Below are 19,370 nucleotides of genomic sequence, written 5' to 3'. Positions count from 1 at the left end.
CACGCAGCACAAAAACACATGTCGTATAGGCAGAAGTTAAGTGGAACGGCTATAGCGATCACCTAACATGAAAAATAAGAATAGAAAATACATAGCCTATCATTACACTATACACGACATATAAAAAAGCGGGGAAGCCGAGTATCGACTTCCCCGCCATAGAACCGACATAACCAACCTGTTCTATTTACTTAAATGCAACAGGCTTAATGGTTTTGCCTTCTGTTGTTTTGGCTTCTTGCATACTACCTTTTTTACCACTTAAAGGCAGAATACGTTGATCACCCTCAGGTAACACCCTGAGAAAGCCCCATTGCCCAGATTGGGAATAAGGAAGTCTGGCATTGCCGTAAAGGTAATCTCCAGGAAGAGCATACACCCCTCCGGCAGAAGGCACAAATGCATCGAGGCTTTCGGAGCCAGCAAATTCAACGGTGCTGATCATATCAGCCCCTTCCATGAACGGTTCAATCGGCCATTCATGTTTTTCTAACGTGAACATACCATTCTGTTCACTACTTGCACCGAATACATGTATCCGGACCGGATCACCAGCATGTGACATAATGACCGGAGTTGCAGGGTCCTTAGGATCGTCAACCTCGCACGGTTGGAACATTCGTCCTAACGAGCAACCCTCTTCTTCGCGATACAAGTACGGTTCGTTTCTATAGTTAATACCTACAAGCCCTGCCACGTTCTGCACATACGGCATAAAGCTCGTTCCAATGATGTTATCTTCATCTTGGAAAAACAACGCAACATCACGATAATTCGCACGCTTTTCATTGCCTTCAATTGAATGATCAATCAAGACATCCGCCTGCCAGGCGTTCTTCAATGAGACATCAGCCCCGGTCTTTGGATCACGATACTGTGAACCTTTCGGGCCAACAATGATCGCACCAAACAAGCCATTGCGTGGATTCATCGCGACATTCCCAAAATCCCACACCAATGATTGGGTTTCGCCAATAAATGGATCAGCATAGAAAGTATAGGTACGCTGTTCACCAGGAGCCACTGTTTGCTCTCCTGGGTTGTTCCCCAAATTCATACCTTGTGAATCCTTGGGATCAAACGCCAAGCCAAAGGCTGAGAACGACGCCCGACTTTCTTTCATCTTGTTTGTCAGATTCACTTTAATGCAATCACCAACGTTTGCCCTCAAGGTCAGCGGCATTGGATGATAGTCGTCAGAGACCTTGCTCACTTCTTCTTCAAGGACATAGATTTTTGCATCAGGATTTTGAACTTCTATCTTTCGTTCAAAATCTACTTCAATGGCTTCTTCAATGTTCGGATTAAAGCTCATCGATGGAAAATCAATGGCCGCAACATTAAAGACTTTTTCTGGGGCATCTTTTGGACACACTGGAAGCTGCTCTGGCATCCCTTCCTTCCCATACGCTTTATTTGGAAGGGGCTGTAAGTCATCCACGGGTTCATCAAGGACGCGAATGATACCCCATGAGCCTTCAGAAAACTTAGAACTTCTACCGTTGAAGTACATATAATCACCAGGTTGATGGCGTGGACCGCCGGCCTCAGCCACTACCAGGTCATAGCGTTCAGCTATGGTGATATGAATCGAATTTTTTCTATTTGAATCTGCTGCATACCGCTCCGTCCAGAAGGTATGACCAGACACCGAAAACACATTACTTTCGTTTTGCGTAACATCTACTAAACGAAAGACAATCGCATCGCCTAAATACGCACGAATCATTGGCGTACTGGGCTCACCGTGAACTCGGCTGCTAAAGACTTGCGATGTATCAGGATTATTGGCCAATCGTTGAGCAAATGGCTCGGCACGGAAGTTAAATGCGCCACCAGTGGTGTGAGTTCCACCATTCAAAAATGGCATTGGCGTCATTTTAATCTTTTCATTCGGCGGCATAATAAATGATACGGTCCGCCCTGCTTCTAATGCGACCTCAATAGGCTGACCAGGAGGATTCCCAGCCGTAACCACGTTGACTGTATGAGGCACCGTGTCCATGAGATGAACTGTTAGCTCACGGAAGCTTCCAGCCACATCATGTCCAACACGTTCAATAGTATGAATATCGGCCACTGGTCCTGTACGGATTGGCTTCCCGGTCTTCGGATCATGCCAGGTCGAGCCAAAGGGCTCGATTAAGAACGTACACACCGCTCCATGAGGCCATGTTGTTCCACCAAATGCATGATCATGACAGAAAACCGAACCCACATCTGAGTCTGCCCAGAAACGTTGACGCACAAACTCAACAGTCACAATATCGTCGACCGGATGGTCATGGGCTAAAGGTTTATCAAATGTGAGCGTTTCACCTCCCGCGGCAGCAGGAGCAGACGAACTCTCTCCTGAGCCTGGAACTTTTAATTTTTGTCCAACCTTTATGACGTTCGCATCGCCAAGATTGTTCAAAGACTTCAATTCACTTACCGATGTTCCAAGTGAACTTGCAATGGCCCCAAGTGAATCTCCAGGGCTCACCGTGTAGCTATCAGAATCCGAAGATGCTCCAGAAGCCGATGCTCCAGAACCACCGATTGCGACAATCCGCTTAATCTCATCATGCCCAACGTTATCGGCTCCAACCAAGACTAAGGTCCCAACGTGATATTGCTTGGCATTTGTGAGGTGAATGGTTTTGTCACCCTTCTTTGCGGCTTTCGTAAACTTCGCATTCATCGGAACAGGCAACCCTTTTTTTGTTTTCTTTTCAAACATCGTAAAGGGCCGCATCGACTGTTCATACGAAAATCCTGAAATCACACCATCGGAAGATTGATTATCAAATTGCACAAAATGGAAATGGGTGTTGATCTTTGACGATTGGAAATTCGTAATATCGTCATCTTCCCATTCACTCGTTAACGTCCAATCCATACAATCATACATATTGGCACGAATCACGAGAGGAAGTTTCAAATCGTTATTCGCACGAATGGCTTCTTCTTCATCATGCGCAACATACAACAACCCATGAGGATCGACGATTGGTTCTTCATTACCCTGCGCCGCTGATAATTCAATTGGCAATTTAATGAAGTGAATGTTGTACTTTTGCGATCCTGCTCGTTCTGGACACAAGCTCCAGCGTCCATTCTCGCCTGGTTTGGCAGGATTTACGGTCCGCTTACCCTCATCATCAACATGGATCATTTCCAACCATGGTGCGGGGTTATGATCAGGAGAAAATGGCGGTCTCTTCCCGAAATGCGGCGTCAACCATGGCCATGCCACTTTTCCTGTTTTCGGCTCAAACCAAATTGGTCGTCGTTCTCCAGCTTTATATCCCTGCCATTCTGGCTTGTATTTTGGATTCTCACCAATTGTAGGTTCTATCTCACTCATAGCCTTCTTCCCATCCCAGACCCAGTCTATGACGGTGGCATCGTAGGATTGAAGTTGACCTTTTTCATCATCCTTATGACCAGGCTTTCCTTGGGTCACAAGCTGCATCTCTACCCAATCTTTAATATTGACCACGCGCGGACTCGACTTCCAATCGCTTTTTCCACTCTCAACGATTTTAAACTTTGTGCCAAACCAGTTGACCGTTGTTCCAACAAGCTTGTCTGACGTGACCGGTTTATGAATACGGTCTAAACGATCCGGCAACTCACGAAGCGGAGGCATGACGTCGTTATGGAATCCAGGAACTTGAAGCGTGTTGTAGACACGCCAGTATCCCCACATTCCTGCAACATAATGATGTGCGACATGGCAGTGAAACAAGAAGTCTCCCGCAAGCCACTGACAAAGCCCTGATCCACACTCCGTCTCAAGATCAAGCGCTTCAGAAGGTCCAATACCTTCAACGTCTACCCTATCAGACTTCGTTCGGATGACCGGATACTTCACAGGTCCGTTTTGTCCTGTGTTCCACACAGGCATTTGCGTTGCCCGCGGGCTACGTTGCCAACGAATCGACCCACCATGCGGGTGATGAGAATGGAACACTTCTGACCCACCATGAACAATCCGAAACTTTGCCGGGTCGCCAAGGTAACTTCGAGGAATCGTTGGTGAAGGATCTCCATAGGTATAACTACTATACCCCTCGGATTCGTCTTCAAATCCAAAGTATTCATGCTGAACATGCATATTATTAATGCCGAATGGTTCGCTTCTGAAATTTAAGGCACGTGCTCCTGGTCGATACACATCCGTCAATGGATCACGTTGTGGCAAGAAATCTCCGTGCTTATTAACCGGACGAAACGCTTCATCACCAATTTCATGATAAATGAGGATGAACTCTCTGAAGTCCGGACCTTTTGGCGTATCAATCATCACCTGCCAACCACTTTTGGCTTCCGTTGCTGGACCGGTACCCAATGGTTCCCAATATTTCGAGCCAGCTGGCTCTACAACAAATGTACCCATCATTCCGAGGACGGTTAATTCACGATCATTGCTGTAGCTGTGGAACTGCTTCGCACCCTCTTGAGCATCTGGGCTGATATACCATTCCATCTCGATGACGGAGGAACCCTTCGGTCCTTCACTTTCTTCATCTTCATCTTCAAATTCATCTTCCATTTCGCCAACAGCAATGGCATCAGGATTCGTCGTGGTGGCTGGCTGACCAGTCTTGCTCATCACCATATCCGACCCATTGATGTGCAGACTCACATCTTCGCCAAACTCCAATGCATTCCTTAGAGTAAATTTCACGCAATCACCTTGATTGCCTCGTATCACCAAGGGTTGAATCCATTGATCTTGGATTCCGTTCTTCACTCCACCTGGATCACTATGCCCTTCAGATTCTCGAGCTTCGGCATTTTTTGCTTCTTCTTCTCTGACATTTTCAATATTTTCCGTCAAGACATACATGTACCCTGGGTAGTAGTCTAACCACTGGTTCAGCGTCACTTCAGCATTAATAGCGGAAATATCATAATGCTTCACCGGCGCCGTCTTCGGGCACAGCCCACCAGCCCCCGAAACAGGCTCTGTCCCTGGGGAACTCATGAGAAGGCCGTTCTCTCTCCCTGCACCATACTGATGCATCATCGACATGGAGTTGAACGCTCCGCTGTTTGAAGAATGAGACATCTCTTTCTCCATTTGCTCCATCATACGTTGATGTTGGAGCTCGACTAAGGCAGCACGCTCAGCTCTTCCTTCAACCGAATTTTCGACAATAGTCTGGCCTTTAAGTTTCTCTGCCCAGCCGGGAGAATTTTGATGAGTCATCCCAGCCTTATGAATCATAGTCTTGGTGTCCGATGTTTCAGCACCGACGAATGTGAGTGGCATCGAAACCAAGGCAGCGGCAAGTACACCAAACCACCTGCGAGATGGATTTAATGAAAACTTCTGATAAAACATTGACCGGCCTCCTTAACAGCGAAAGAAAGATCTACAACCAACTTTGTACAAGTACTCATGTTTCGGATTATGAGAAAACCTCTGTATTCTTGATACACATAGACATACATCAATGGCGAGAAGGAAAAAGGTACTTAAAAAGTCGCATGAGAGTCAAGCCCATCAGAAAAACAAATGGAACAACATTCGACAGTACTTTTGGACTGCTCAAAATCTATCACCTGCGAGCCTGAAACCGTGAAATTTCAAGGACACTATTCGGTATGTTTCGAAAATAGCGCAGCCAAGGAATTCGTCACTGGCCCTGGCAACCCATTCCCAACAAGACAACGATTCAACCGAGTGACAGGCAGGACTTCAATCGTCGTTCCCACAAGAAACATCTCATCAATATCGTCAAGCTCCTGAAGTCGTATCACTCGCTCTTGAACCTCATACCCATGCTTTCGAGCAAGGCCAATGACGCACAGTAACGTCACTCCGGCAAGAATCTGATGATTGAGTTCTGAGGTACTAATCACACCATCCTTCACAATCATCAGGTTACTCGTTGCGCCTTCCGTGACAATGCCATCCCGAACAAAAATCGCTTCAAACGCTCCGACATCAGCTGCCTGTTGCTTCGCTAGCACATTCGGAAGGAGATTGAGACTTTTAATATCGCATCGTCCCCATCGAATGTCAGGACACGTGATTACCTGTACGCCCTGAGTTCGCTGTTGCACATCTGACTCAGGCATTTCCCGAAATGTCATCAGAATAGTCGGAGGAAGAGAAGATGAGAATTTGTGTTCTCGAGGCGCAGCTCCCCTTGTGACCTGAATATACACTTTGCAATTTGTATAACCACTTTGCTCGACTCCACGGAGAAGAGCGGTTTCCCACTCTTGTGTACTGAGGGGGATCGGAATGTGAATTTCACGAGCGCTCCGACCCAAACGCGCTATGTGTTCTTCGAGATTAAAGGGACGGCCCCGATACGTCCGAATGACTTCATAGACCCCATCTCCAAACTGATACCCTCGATCTTCCGCCGAGACACACACCTGCTCCAAAGGCATAAACCGACCATTTAAGTAACCAATATTGGGCATGGCGCTTAAACGTGCCTGTCGCTTACACGTCCTCTACATTGACGGAAAATATCCGACGGTCTTCAGCGGTAAATTTCCATGCCATCCGCTTACTAAATTCAAGCGAATGACGACCCGCCTCTCTAGCTTGAAACTCGAATGTTCGACTCCCGGAATCGACTGCATTATTACTCGTGGTGCGGAAAAAATCATCGTCAAGCAACGTCAAGGCCTTCGGGTCGTATGTCGGCACCCACTGTTCGCCACGAGTCCGGTCTTCCCACAACTTCAGAGAAAACGTTTCGCCTTTTTTAACCTGAAGAGACTTCACTGTATTCATGCTTGCTGATTCCGTTACCCCACGACCTGATTGCTGATCCATGTTGTATTCCTCAATCGTCATAACAAAAGACATGTCGATACCGTTACCACTGTATGCGGCTACTCTAACGACCAGACATCACGCGTTCGAAGACACACAGAGACTTGATCGCCTTCCACTCGGACTTCGTAGCTGGCCACACAGTTGCCACCACCATCGCCACCAAACCCACTTCGAATGTCAAACTGCAAATCATGCCAAGGGCAGGTCACCAAATACTTCTTGACCTTTCCTTTTCCCAGCGGTCCCCCTTGATGCGGACAAATATTATTAATCGCATAAAACCGACCGCCTACATGAAAAAGGGCCACTGACTTATCCTGCACTTTAATCACTCGCCCTTTTCCCTCAGGCACATCATCTGTGCGGGCGATGGGGATGAACTCATCTAATTTGCGTTCTGTATTTTTAGATTCCACGGTGCTTCCTTCAAGATGGATGAACCATGCCACGATTACCCGGCAAATGGTGACAGATTACATACGAAGAATAAACTTTAACGGCTCACCCAGCTTCACCTTAGCCTGTCGAACAAACCCTGCACTCGCCTCAATCACGTAACGAGCATTCTTGGGAGGAGGGCCATACCAGGGACACGGATCACTTGAGCAAGGAGGAGCGGCCTCCACAATATGCACCACGAACTTACTTTCATCGACCCACAGGATATCGACCGGAATACGAAATTCTTTCGTCCAGACTTGATGGGCTGCCGATTCATCAAAAATATACAGCATGCCTTCGTCGGATGCTAAATGATTTCGAAACGCAAGACCAAACAGTAACTTCTCGGGTGTATCAGCCACTTCCGCCTTTAACACCTGCCCCCCTGGAAAGGACACGTGAATGCTTTTCGTCTGTTCAGGCCTGTTAAACAGAAGAGCTCCACTGATGAGGAGCAGGGACATGATGACCAAAAAAAATAGCCGTTTTTTATTCGGTTGTTCTTGAAAGAAGGCAGACATCATCAATTCTATTGGTGGTGTGACTTATACGATCTAGAAAGAGAGGGTTATGATTATGAGGCTCAAATGAATAACCTTCTCGTCATGCTCTGACACACAACGTTGTTTTCACAATCAAAAGAAAATCTACACAAGAAGAGTGTTAAAAATATGTGAGAAACCAGTCTGGCGCTCAACTTCTGGCCCCTTAAGAAGAAGTCCGCAGTCCAGCCCTCATGCCATGCTGTTTTTGCAGAAAACCGTCAGACTGCTCTAGGCTGAAACCTCATTCTATTGCTCATAACTCCCATTACGACTATGATGTTATTGAGTTTTTTCTCTAGAAGTCCGATAATTAACTAAGAGAATGTCAAAGGTCTCTGCTAAATAAAACGCCGATTCAGCAAAGGAGGCTCATGATGAAGCGTACCTTTTTCGTGACAATTACCCTATTGGCCGTGTTATTTGGACAAACCTTCACCAGCATTGCCAGCTTTACCAATGTCTCTCAAGCCATCAATGGGTTCGTTGAATCACTCTATCCTAAGGGAAGCCATTATTTTTGGGTGATTAACGATACAACAACAGAATCTCAACGTGAAATGGTGATTGATATTAACACGACCCTTCACGGGGAAGCCAACAAAGCTCAAGACCAACACCGCTTTCTGATTCTCATCGTCAATGGGGAATTTTTTGGTGCCCAGAAAATTCCACTGAATGCTGACGTCAAGTGCAAACCCGAACACGAGGTCTAAACGACGTCTCTCACCCTCTTCAAGATAGACATCCAACGAAAAAGCCCCACTCTCACAAAAGAGAGCGGGGCTTTTTCATTATAAACTCTTGAGCAATCTCTATCGTAAAATCAACAACTGTCCACCCAAGTGAGCGTCATGAAGCTGACACGAATACTTCAGCGTGTTGCTTGCGGTCACATAGGTCAAATCACTTGTTGGAACACCAATGTACTTGGTTTCCCCTGGCTTTAACACAATCTTAATGTCCATCACCCATGGTCCAGCCTGCTGAGAATCAGCTGACAAGTTAAAGCCATGCTCGGTATCCAGAGCATTTGTGACTTTCAGCAAAACGGGTCGACCAGCTCTTCCACCCGTTCCAGATTTTGTCAGATTTAAAACCGACGTTGGGGGATACCATACTTTTTTCCCACCCACCATCATTGCGGTAAACTCAAGATCGACGTCTAAGGCCTTAAATGATTGCCCGACAACGGATCCTGTCTCAAGGTCACCGATTTCCACACCACCAGACTGCAGGGCTAGTGCACCTGTTGATCCAGCCGCAACTAGCACAAGACTTAAAAGGACGGATAGAAGCACTCTGTGCATCGCCTACCTCCCCATGAAAAGCTTGTTAATAATAAAAGAGTTACCAACTCTAAAACGAAGGGCCTTCCAATTACCCTAATGCTCATTCTCAAAAAGAGGGTCCGTTATAGCATATGCCATCGCAGGACGCAAGAAGGATCTTCCAAAGATCAGGCATGAAACCATCTAAAACACACGCCTCTCGTCTCGCCAAGTTCAAGGCCTATGACGTTACTGAGAAAACAAATCGAATAGAATCAGTAGCCTGCGCCGTTCTTAAGGGTGAAACGATCACCGACGAGCAACCTACTACAATTGCACGTGCCCTTCTTCCTCAGTAAAAGATTTTCCTGCTGACTCTAGCAAACTACGCGACACCACGATAGGGGTGCGAAAGTGAATCGCCAGAGCAATAGCATCGGACGACCGACTATCAAATATTTTGAGTTGTCCATTCAAAGATAACGTCATGGTCGCGTAATACACCCCATCTTTTAAAGAAATGAAGACTCGGTCTACCTGAATGCTATACGCTTCCAGCATAGTATGCATCAGGTCATGCGAGAGAGGGCGGGGAAACTTCAGACCATTGAGCGCTCCTTGAATTGACCCAGCGACCGTCGGATCAACATAGATTGGAATGGTATGGTCTCCGGCTTCTAAGAGAACGACAGGTCCCTGAGAGGAAATCTGAACGTCAACTTTTTCAATCACCACCTCCTCATCGTCAATCTCAGGTTGTCCCTGAGCATTGACGCCGACCCCCATCACGACACTGAGAAGCACAATCAACGTCCATCTCATCACGGGTACACCTCGCATAGGGCTTCTCCTTGAGATAGTCTATTATCACGTTACCGACTCAGCGACTCTTAGCCTGTGATAAATGCATTGGATTGCCGTTCAATCCCTATTTGCGTTTCACGACCATGGCCAGGTACCACCACGGTGTTTTCTTGCAATGTATATAAACGTTCTCGTATGGACTCCTCTATCGCTCGTGGATCTCCGCCCCACAAATCCGTCCGGCCAATACCGCCGCGAAACAAGGTATCGCCAGAAAGGAGCAGGTTGTCCTGAGAAAAATAAAAACACAGAGATCCTGGAGTATGCCCTGGCGTATGAATAACAGTACCAACGGCTTCGCCGATATTGAACGCGTCGTCATCACCCAGCCAGGCATTCGGAGGGGGCACAGGAGCATAGGGCACTCCAAACATTTGGCATTGAACCTCTAACATCTCCCAAAGCTGTCGATCATCCTGATGAAGACCTATCGGAGCCTCTGTCGCTTGCTGGATAGCTCCCGAAGCCAGGAAATGATCAAAATGAGCATGGGTGTGGAGAATCATACTGACCTGAAGGCCAAGCTCTTCCACCTCTCTCAGTATTCGCTCAGCGTTTCCTCCTGGATCGACCACGACCGCTTGCTTCGTTTCCGGGTCTCCCAAAATTGAGCAATTGCACGATAGCGGAGGGACCGGAAATGTTCTACGAATAAGTGTTGGCATAGAGCTGTGTCGCGTCTCACGGGAGAACAGAAAGCAAAAGCATAGCCCCTTACCTCTTGCTGGTCAACATGCCTTTCGAACCTTTACATAACACAGCATTTGAAATAGTCTGAGAATCAGCATACAATAAGATTCTGCGAGCGTGTTCGATAGACTTTTTCTTCAAATTGACGATCCACATGACAAATTCACTGACTTGGTGAACGTGACAAAACTTTGGTCATTGTTGACCGATCACCAATTGCTCATACCTTCTCCGCAGAAACCCGACGTTTCTCGTGTTCCCGTCTTGATTGCTTGCGCTGGCATCCTGCTGTTCACTGGATGCCCGGCAGACAACACGTCCACACTCAAACAAGAGAATCTGCAACTCAGAAAACAAGTTGTCAAACTGGAGTCGGTTGTGTCGTCTCTTCAGGAAGGGAATAAAGCTATCCAGCAACAAATCGATTTACTGAATCGTGAGGCTCGTAGCATGCAAGAGGAGCACGAGCTAGAGCTAAAGAAGAAAGAAGACGCCATTAAAAATCTCTCGGCTGGGAACACAAAAGAAACAACACACCTGCACACGCTCGAACAGGAAAACAAAAAACTCCGAGGAGATGCCAGTTGGCTACGGACTCAGCGAAAACAATGGCGGGATGGACTCAGCGTCAAGCAGCAGGGAGGACAGTCAGAAAGCCTTCATTACCCGTTTCCAACCGTTGCTGCCGTGATTCGCTCAGCATTGACAGGAAACGGCTACACCATTCTGGCGAGCATGAAAACCGATCAAAAAGCCGTGTATATCACCAACAGAAAGAACTCACCCCCCGCTTCGATAGAAGTCACAGGCTTCAGGAATCAATACATTCTCACAATCGACAAACATTCTGCACAGGACTCACAGGTATGGGTCAAAGCCGACTTTGAAAAACTTTCCCAACACGGTCAACTTCTCGATGCCAGCAAACCTGAGATTAAAGATATTGAAGACCGATTAATCAAAGAAATTCAAGTGCACTTAGCCAAGCCCAAGCAGCCTTCTCCAAAAAAATAGAGATCTTTGAAGAACACGCTCCGTCCTTGTCCCCTGCACCAGCATCAATTCAATTGACATGCCAGGGCATAGCTGTTGCATAAGTCTGTGGCTTCTTGAGTCGCGAGCAAGGCGTCTTGCGGATAGACTTCCCGTATATACTCGACAAAGTAGTGAACTTTTAGCAGGAAAAAATCATAGGGCTCACACCGACGTTGGGGATGGGAATACCAGTACTCCATAAAACCGTTACCATCGAAGTTCACCCCCTCTAGAGCACGAAAGGTCTTGGGGAACATGTCTTGAAGGTCACCACCCCACTCTAAAACTTCGTGGGGAAGATAATAGTGACGATAACTGCTTACCTCTTTGAGATCGTGTCTCTTGTTCAGGCCAACAACCACAACATCGTCTACGTTTCGGCAGGTCACAAACTGAACATAGTCTTGATAGCACTGCTCGAGATAGGCGTCCTTTCTGTAGGACGAAGTATATGTGGAATTGGCGAATGATCCGCCTTGGGGATTTGATGGGCTAATCGGATTCTGCTCTCTGCGCCGTTGCGATTCCCACGGTTCAAATCTTCCACGAAGCCGTGAGAATTCGTCGACAATAAGCTCAACACCTTTAGTGTCCACTTCCATGGCAAGCCCTTTCACATTGACTAATTTTTGATGTGCCAGGACCTGTTCGAGCATATCAAATAGCACAGGAGGGATTGGAGCTTGATGTGCATCAATCCAGTTTGGCAAACAGGCCAGGCCCCGACCTTCATGCGGTACGGCAGGGTGATAGTCCAACCCGGCAATATGAATCTGAACAACACGCTCCAGAGGGAATTCATTGAGGAATTCTTCCATAAATTGACCATGAGTCTGATGTTCGCATGCCCCTGTATATCGGTAGACAGTCCAAATATGCCCAATATCGAGCACAAACCCACAGGCACACTGGTCTGCAATCATGCGGAAAAACTCTGCATACCCGGTATCTCCAAGAACAAAATAGGTGAGAGGAGGGGTCTCAAGCAGAAAAAGAGGAGAAAGCAACGCCTCTCTGTCTGCCTGTTCATCAAGATAGCCTTGAGCACACTCAACGTTGTGTGCCGTCATACGTGCAGAGGATTCGCTGAATAAGGGCGGGAGATACGTCCCAAAAGAATGCCCACCAATCTGTTTAGTGGCGCATTCTTGATTGATCCAAAAACACCCCATGCTGCGAAGGTGCGTCATAGCCGTCCGTAGTTCATCGTCATATGGATACACGACCGTCCAGTCAGGTTGCGTGACCCACAGACCATCAGCATGATATTCCAAGTACACAGACGGGAGACGTGAACGAACTTCTTCTATGGCACGCTGTTCGGCTTTAAACACCTCCAAATACCCATACGACAACCCATGACGCGTTAATTCTTCAGTCAAATCAAAAATGTCCGGTGTGTAGACATCAACGGAAAGACCGATCCCATGAAAGGGGATATGGTGTATTCGTTGAAAAAACTGTTTATTGATGTCGCTCATGTGAGCTTCTAAGTGAAGAGGGGATTTATGATCGACAGATTGACTCGCAACAATCGACGTAAGAACGCGTAGGCGAAAAAGTCAGATTTGAGACGAGAGGGCTAGCGGAAAAGACTCGTTGCATTGGCCATCAGATATTGATGAATTCCAGCCGCCGCCTTACGACCCTCAGCAATGGCCCAAACAATCAGAGACGCCCCACGCTTGGTATCTCCGGCAGCAAATACCCCATCGACATTGGTCATGAAGTTTTCATCCACATCCACACTTCCCCGAGCCGTATACTGCACCCCCGCAGCATCAAGCAGGCCCTGCTTGACTGGGCCGGTAAACCCCATGGCCAGTAGCACTAAATCGACATCCATCTCAAATTCTGTACCGGCAACAGGCGTTATCTTCCCATGTTCAAACTGCACTTGCTGGGCATGAAGCTTGGTGACATGGCCATTGTGTCCAGAAAATTTCGTTGTCGATACGCTCCACTGACGGTCGCATCCCTCCTCATGGGCATGAGATGTTCGCAATTGCATCGGCCACAAGGGCCAAGGCGTAGAGGTTGCGCGGGTCGGAGGAGGTTCAGGTAACAATTCAAATTGATGGACATCCAAACACCCATGCCGATGCGCCGTCCCCAAACAGTCGGACCCGGTGTCTCCTCCACCAATGATGACGACTCGCTTCCCTTTCGCGGTAATAGGCTCTGCAGTAATGGTATCTCCAGCCACTCGTTTATTTTGTTGCGTGAGAAAGTCCATCGCAAAGTGGACACCCTGCAACTCACGGCCTGGAACCGGCAAATCACGAGGCTGTTCAGCTCCGAGGGTAAGCAACACGGCATCAAAATCTTGTCGCAGCGCATCAATCGTGACATCGTGCCCTACATGCACATTGGTTTCGAAGTTCACACCCTCGACCAACATTTGTTCAAGTCGTCGTTCAAGTACCCACTTTTCCATCTTGAAATCTGGAATACCGTACCGTAACAGACCACCAATTCGATCAGCCTTTTCATACACCGTGACATCATGACCCGCCCTCGCCAATTGCTGAGCAGCGGCAAGGCCGGCTGGCCCAGAACCGACAATAGCCACCCTCTTTCCAGTGACGACAATGGGAAGAACAGGCTCAACCCATCCCTCGTCAAATCCTTTATCAATGATGTTCCACTCGATGACTCGAATGGAAACAGGGTCTTGATTAATTCCTAATACGCAGGCCGACTCACACGGAGCAGGACACAAACGACCCGTAAACTCTGGAAAATTATTGGTCGTATGCAGGGCTTTCAGGGCATCTTTCCATCGACCACGATGGACAAGGTCATTCCACTCAGGAATTAAGTTCACAACAGGACAACCCGATGGACTCTGGCAAAACGGCACACCACAATCCATGCATCGCGCCCCTTGATTCTTGAGTCGCTCATCAGGAAATGGCTCATAGAGCTCTTTCCAATCCAAGACGCGCAACTCCACAGGACGCCGTTGCGGTCCTTCCCGAGTAAACTTCATGAACCCTTTCGGATCAGCCACGACCAGCCATCTCCATTCCTCGTTGTGCATGAGCTTTGGCAAACGCGGCCTTCCGGGCTTGCAGCACACGCTTATAATCTGTTGGCATTACCTTGACGAATTTGGGAAGCATGGAATCCCAAGCATCTAAAATCATTTTCCCTTTTCGACTCCCTGTATAGTGAACATGCGCTTCGATCATGGTCCGTAAGATTTTCTTATCGTCTGGCGTTGACACGGTTTCCAGTTCAACCATTCCCAAGTTGCAACGGAGTTCAAATGTTCCTTCTTCGTTGAGCACATAGGCTTCTCCGCCTGACATGCCTGCGGCAAAGTTTCGCCCCGTCTTCCCAAGAACAACGACCACACCACCCGTCATATACTCACAACCATGATCTCCTACGCCCTCGATGACCGTCCGCGCCCCACTATTTCGAACGGCGAAACGTTCACCCGCCATTCCATAAAAATAGCCCTCGCCACCAGTCGCGCCATACAAAGACGTATTACCAATCAAAATCGTGTCTTCCGGTACAAAGGTGACACCTTGAGGAGGCACGACAATAATTTTCCCGCCGGATAAGCCTTTGCCAAGATAGTCATTCGACTCACCAACTAAGGTGAGGGTAATTCCAGTGGACAAAAAGGCACCAAATGATTGGCCGGCAGACCCTGTGAATCGAATCTTGATGGTATCTTCTGGAAGACCGTTAACTCCGTACTTCCTGGCCACATGACTCGATAGCATGGTCCCTACGGTTCTATTCACATTACGAATTGCAAGTTCATGGGATACGGGCTTGGCCTCATCAATCGCCGGACGACACAGCTCCACTAATTGATTGTCTAAAATGTGGGTTAACCCATGATCCTGCGTCTGAACGCAAGAGGTCTCCACAGTATCTCTCACATTCGGCTTCGTTAACAGTGGAGATAAATCTAATCCTTTGGCCTTCCAGTGATCCACAGCCGCTTCCACGTGCAACTTATCAACACGACCGATCATCTCTTTTACCGTTCGGAACCCCAGTTTTGCCATCAAGCCTCGAATTTCTTCTGCTATGAAGAAAAAGTAATTGACCACATGATCCGGACTTCCCGCAAACTGTTTGCGCAGTTCAGGATCTTGCGTTGCCACACCCACAGGACAGGTGTTGAGATGACATTTCCGCATCATGATGCAGCCTTCAACAATCAAAGGCGCCGTGGAAAATCCAAACTCCTCAGCTCCAAGCAAGGCCGCAATCACCACGTCACGACCCGTCCGTAACTGCCCATCCGTTTCGACTCGAATTCTGCCACGTAGATCATTCAAGACTAAAGTCTGATGGGTTTCCGCCAATCCCAACTCCCATGGAATTCCTGCATACTTGATAGAGGAAAGTGGAGATGCTCCGGTTCCACCGGAATCACCACTAATCAGTACTTTATCTGCATGCGCCTTTGAGACCCCGGCAGCGACAGTTCCCACACCAACCTCAGAGACAAGCTTCACGGAAACGGCAGCTTCTGGATTGGAGTTTTTTAAATCAAAGATTAATTGCGCAAGATCTTCAATCGAGTAAATATCATGATGAGGGGGTGGAGAAATAAGTTGCACGCCTGGAGTCGAATAGCGCAACTGCGCAATGACCTCATCGACTTTATGCCCAGGCAACTGCCCACCCTCTCCAGGCTTGGCACCCTGTGCCATCTTGATCTGCAGCTCTTTGGCGTTGACTAAATAATGGGCCGTTACCCCAAATCGGCCTGACGCCACTTGCTTGATATAGGAGTTTTTCGAATCCCCATTGTCCAGCACACCAAATCGCTCTGGGTCTTCTCCCCCTTCTCCCGTATTGCTTTTGGCCCCGAGACGATTCATGGCAATTGCCAACGTTTCATGCGCCTCTTTACTGATCGCACCAAACGACATCGCTCCGGTGGTAAATCGTTTTACAATATCTTTGGCTGGCTCCACGTCATCCAATGAAAGTGGTTCCTGTGCAAAAGAAAATTCAAACAGCCCGCGAAGCGTGGATCGCCGCTTTTGCTCTTCATTCACAAGTGTTGAAAATTCAGCAAATGTCTTGGGATCATTCGTCTTTGTGGAATGTTGAAGCTTATAAATTACATCAGGATTCCAATTGTGATGTTCGCCCTGAATGCGGTAATGAATCTCTCCGCCAAAATCAAGTTGACGAAGAGGCACAGGGGCATAGGCCTGGGAGTGTCGCCGTAAGGTTTCTTCTCCAATTTCCCGAATCCCAATTCCACCGATTCGAGAAGCAGTCCCCGTAAAGTATCGATCAATGAGTTCAGGGGCTAAACCCAATGCTTCAAAAATCTGCGCTCCACAATAAGATTGAAGTGTTGAAATCCCCATTTTCGAGAATATTTTCAACAACCCTTTATTCACCGCTTTGACAAACTTCCCTTCGGCGGTTTGAGCATCAACCCCTTCCGGGAGATAGTTTTCCCGCTCCATGTCAACGAGAGATTCAAACACCAGGTACGGATTGATGGCACCTGCTCCATAGCCGATTAAACTGGCAAAGTGATGAACATCCCGAGGTTCACCTGTCTCGAGAATCAAACCCACTTCTGTGCGAGTCTCCTGCCGAATCAAATGATGATGGACGGCTGACACTCCAAGCAAACTGGGAATCGGAGCCCATTCACTGTTGACCCCGCGATCACTCAAGATAAGAAACTTTTCTCCGTCTTGGATTGCCTTTGAGGCTTGAGTGCACAGTTGATCTAACGCGGAGGCCAAGCCTTCGGGGCCTTCCGACACTCGAAAACGTAAAGAAAGCGTTTTGCTTTTAAAGTGCGGATCGCCAAAGTCTCGAATTTTTTGGAGTTCAGCATTAGTTAAAATGGGTTGCTGCAATTTAATCCGCCGACAGGCCTCCGGCACTTCCGCAATCACATTGGGTTTCGGACCAATATTCGTCACAAGCGACATCACGAGATGTTCACGAATCGGATCAATTGGTGGATTGGTGACTTGCGCAAACAACTGCTTGAAATACTTAAACAGGAGTTGCGGCCTCTGAGATAGCACTGCCAACGGAGTATCCGTGCCCATGGAAGAAATAGGCTCTTCGCCAGTGACGGCCATAGGAATGAGCACCATTTTCAATTCTTCGATAGTGTAGCCAAACGCCTGTTGGCGCTGGCGAATCGTTGGGTGATCAGGCTGAGGAACGTTAAACGGCTCCGGCAATTCATCTAATGACACACGATATTCAGTCAACCACTGCCGATAGGGTTTCCGCTTCATGATATCTGATTTTATTTCTTCATCATCAATGATCCGACCTTCTACGGTATCGACCAGAAACATCCGACCCGGCTGCAGCCTGCCTTTGGAACGAATATTCTTGGGGTCAGCAGGCAAGACTCCGGCTTCAGACGCCAATACCACCAAATCATCCGAAGTCACTTGATAGCGACATGGACGCAACCCATTACGATCCAAGGTAGCGCCAATTAACTTTCCGTCAGTGAAACACACAGCTGCTGGACCGTCCCAGGGTTCCATCATCGCCGCGTGATATTCATAAAACCCGCGACGATCAAGATCCATTTGAGGATTCCCTACCCAGGGTTCGGGAATCAGCATCATCATGACGTGAGGCAGTGGACGTCCAGCCATCACCAAAAACTCTATGGCATTATCTAGACAGGCTGAATCGCTTTGCATTTCATCATCTGTAATCGGAAATAATTTCTGCAGATCATCCCCGAATAATTTCGAAGCTAAGCGGCCCTGTCGGGCTCTCATCCAGTTGACATTCCCCTTCAGAGTATTAATTTCGCCATTATGCACCGTATACCGGTAGGGATGAGCCAAAGACCAGGTTGGAAAGGTGTTGGTGCTAAATCGAGAATGCACTAATGCCAGCGCGGAAATAAATGTCGGGTCGGCCAGATCAGGAAAAAACTCAGGAACTTGTTCTGGGAGCAGCATCCCTTTATAGACAATCGTCTGACACGAGAGACTACAGAGGTAGACATGTTCACGCCCCACAATAGCCGACTCTCGAGCCGCGCGCGTAATGCGTTTTCGTATGACATAGAGTTTGCGCTCAAATTGCTCTTCATTCAGAAGGTCACGACGAACAAAAAATTGTCGGATAATCGGGAGGGTCGTTCTTGCTTGAACACCAATAGCCTCTTCTTTAACGGGAACATCACGCCACCCCAGAAATTCTTGACCTTCTTCCAGAATAACGTTCTCGATCAAGAGTTCGCACTGTCGTCGTGACTTCTCATCCTGAGGCAAATAGACCATTCCGACTCCGTACCCATCGGCCTGAGGGAGGTCTATTCCCTGTCCTTGTAAAACACGACTAAAAAACTTGTGTGGAATCTGAAGAAGAATCCCTGCACCATCTCCCGTACAGGGATCACATCCCTGAGCGCCACGATGGGATAAATTGTCCAAAATTTTGAGACCATTTTTGACAATACTGTGAGATTTCACGCCTTTAATATGAGCAATGAATCCAACCCCGCACCCATCTTTTTCATTTTTCGGGGTATAGAGACCTTGAGTCGGAGGAAAACCTGGAATGTTCATGAGTGCGCTAGATCCTTACACTGGGGATACAACAAGACTATTTTTCAATTTTCTCTAGAGTGTAGAAATCCATTCCTCATATCGGAGGGTCAATACAGCATGATCCATACCTGAGACAAGAGAATGATTAAGAATTAAGCCCTTGAAAACTAAGGAATCACATTAATCGAAGAAT

The 19,370-nt window shown here is 47.7% G+C and carries 13 protein-coding genes; 2 read left to right on the top strand and 11 right to left on the bottom strand.

The genetic code is table 11. The features are described from left to right. Nucleotides 1–187 precede the first annotated feature (187 nt). The 5 genes from ACWHX8_RS04850 to ACWHX8_RS04830 form a co-directional block, all read right to left on the bottom strand. Nucleotides 188–5,335, bottom strand: coding sequence for a LysM peptidoglycan-binding domain-containing protein (locus ACWHX8_RS04850; RefSeq protein WP_447970833.1), 5,148 nt, complete (start codon nucleotides 5,333–5,335; stop codon nucleotides 188–190). 254 nt (nucleotides 5,336–5,589) lie between these two features. After that, the gene (gene dat / locus ACWHX8_RS04845; protein WP_447970832.1) at nucleotides 5,590–6,429 is read right to left on the bottom strand and encodes a D-amino-acid transaminase; all 840 of its coding nucleotides are present in this window, start codon (nucleotides 6,427–6,429) and stop codon (nucleotides 5,590–5,592) included. A 22-nt stretch (nucleotides 6,430–6,451) separates the two neighbouring features. Next, nucleotides 6,452–6,790: a protease inhibitor I42 family protein gene (locus ACWHX8_RS04840; RefSeq protein WP_447970831.1), complete on the bottom strand. Its 339-nt coding sequence runs from the start codon at nucleotides 6,788–6,790 to the stop codon at nucleotides 6,452–6,454. Between the two features lie 59 nt (nucleotides 6,791–6,849). Next, the gene (locus ACWHX8_RS04835; protein WP_447970830.1) at nucleotides 6,850–7,209 is read right to left on the bottom strand and encodes a Rieske (2Fe-2S) protein; all 360 of its coding nucleotides are present in this window, start codon (nucleotides 7,207–7,209) and stop codon (nucleotides 6,850–6,852) included. Nucleotides 7,210–7,266: 57 nt separating this feature from the next. Beyond that, on the bottom strand, nucleotides 7,267–7,758 hold the full coding sequence (locus tag ACWHX8_RS04830; protein ID WP_447970829.1) for a DUF192 domain-containing protein: 492 nt from the start codon (nucleotides 7,756–7,758) through the stop codon (nucleotides 7,267–7,269). Between the two features lie 392 nt (nucleotides 7,759–8,150). On the opposite strand from ACWHX8_RS04830, the gene ACWHX8_RS04825 reads away from it, so the two are divergent. Next, the gene (locus ACWHX8_RS04825; protein ID WP_447970828.1) at nucleotides 8,151–8,492 is read left to right on the top strand and encodes a hypothetical protein; all 342 of its coding nucleotides are present in this window, start codon (nucleotides 8,151–8,153) and stop codon (nucleotides 8,490–8,492) included. Between the two features lie 99 nt (nucleotides 8,493–8,591). Here the strand turns inward: ACWHX8_RS04825 and ACWHX8_RS04820 are convergent, their stop codons facing one another. The 3 genes from ACWHX8_RS04820 to ACWHX8_RS04810 form a co-directional block, all read right to left on the bottom strand. Beyond that, complete coding sequence (locus tag ACWHX8_RS04820) at nucleotides 8,592–9,086, bottom strand: hypothetical protein (RefSeq protein WP_447970827.1); 495 nt, start codon at nucleotides 9,084–9,086, stop codon at nucleotides 8,592–8,594. Between the two features lie 288 nt (nucleotides 9,087–9,374). Continuing rightward, the gene (locus tag ACWHX8_RS04815; RefSeq protein ID WP_447970826.1) at nucleotides 9,375–9,887 is read right to left on the bottom strand and encodes a bifunctional nuclease family protein; all 513 of its coding nucleotides are present in this window, start codon (nucleotides 9,885–9,887) and stop codon (nucleotides 9,375–9,377) included. A gap of 50 nt (nucleotides 9,888–9,937) precedes the next feature. Then, the gene (locus ACWHX8_RS04810; protein ID WP_447970825.1) at nucleotides 9,938–10,576 is read right to left on the bottom strand and encodes an MBL fold metallo-hydrolase; all 639 of its coding nucleotides are present in this window, start codon (nucleotides 10,574–10,576) and stop codon (nucleotides 9,938–9,940) included. Between the two features lie 205 nt (nucleotides 10,577–10,781). Here ACWHX8_RS04810 and ACWHX8_RS04805 point away from each other — a divergent pair, with 205 nt between their 5' ends. Beyond that, nucleotides 10,782–11,615, top strand: coding sequence for a hypothetical protein (locus ACWHX8_RS04805; protein ID WP_447970824.1), 834 nt, complete (start codon nucleotides 10,782–10,784; stop codon nucleotides 11,613–11,615). A 44-nt stretch (nucleotides 11,616–11,659) separates the two neighbouring features. Here ACWHX8_RS04805 and ACWHX8_RS04800 read toward each other — a convergent pair whose 3' ends face one another. From ACWHX8_RS04800 to gltB, 3 genes are all read right to left on the bottom strand, one after another. Continuing rightward, the gene (locus tag ACWHX8_RS04800; protein ID WP_447970823.1) at nucleotides 11,660–13,117 is read right to left on the bottom strand and encodes a multinuclear nonheme iron-dependent oxidase; all 1,458 of its coding nucleotides are present in this window, start codon (nucleotides 13,115–13,117) and stop codon (nucleotides 11,660–11,662) included. A 101-nt stretch (nucleotides 13,118–13,218) separates the two neighbouring features. Further along, on the bottom strand, nucleotides 13,219–14,649 hold the full coding sequence (locus ACWHX8_RS04795) for a glutamate synthase subunit beta (RefSeq protein ID WP_447970822.1): 1,431 nt from the start codon (nucleotides 14,647–14,649) through the stop codon (nucleotides 13,219–13,221). Further along, a complete protein-coding gene (gene gltB, locus ACWHX8_RS04790; protein WP_447970821.1) occupies nucleotides 14,642–19,195 on the bottom strand; it encodes a glutamate synthase large subunit in 4,554 nt (1,517 codons plus the stop codon). Before gltB ends, ACWHX8_RS04795 begins: the two co-directional genes overlap by 8 nt. Between the last annotated feature and the right edge of the window lie 175 nt (nucleotides 19,196–19,370).

It is taken from the genome of Nitrospira sp. M1, from assembly GCF_965152605.1.
This window is presented reverse-complemented; position numbering and strand designations above follow the sequence as displayed.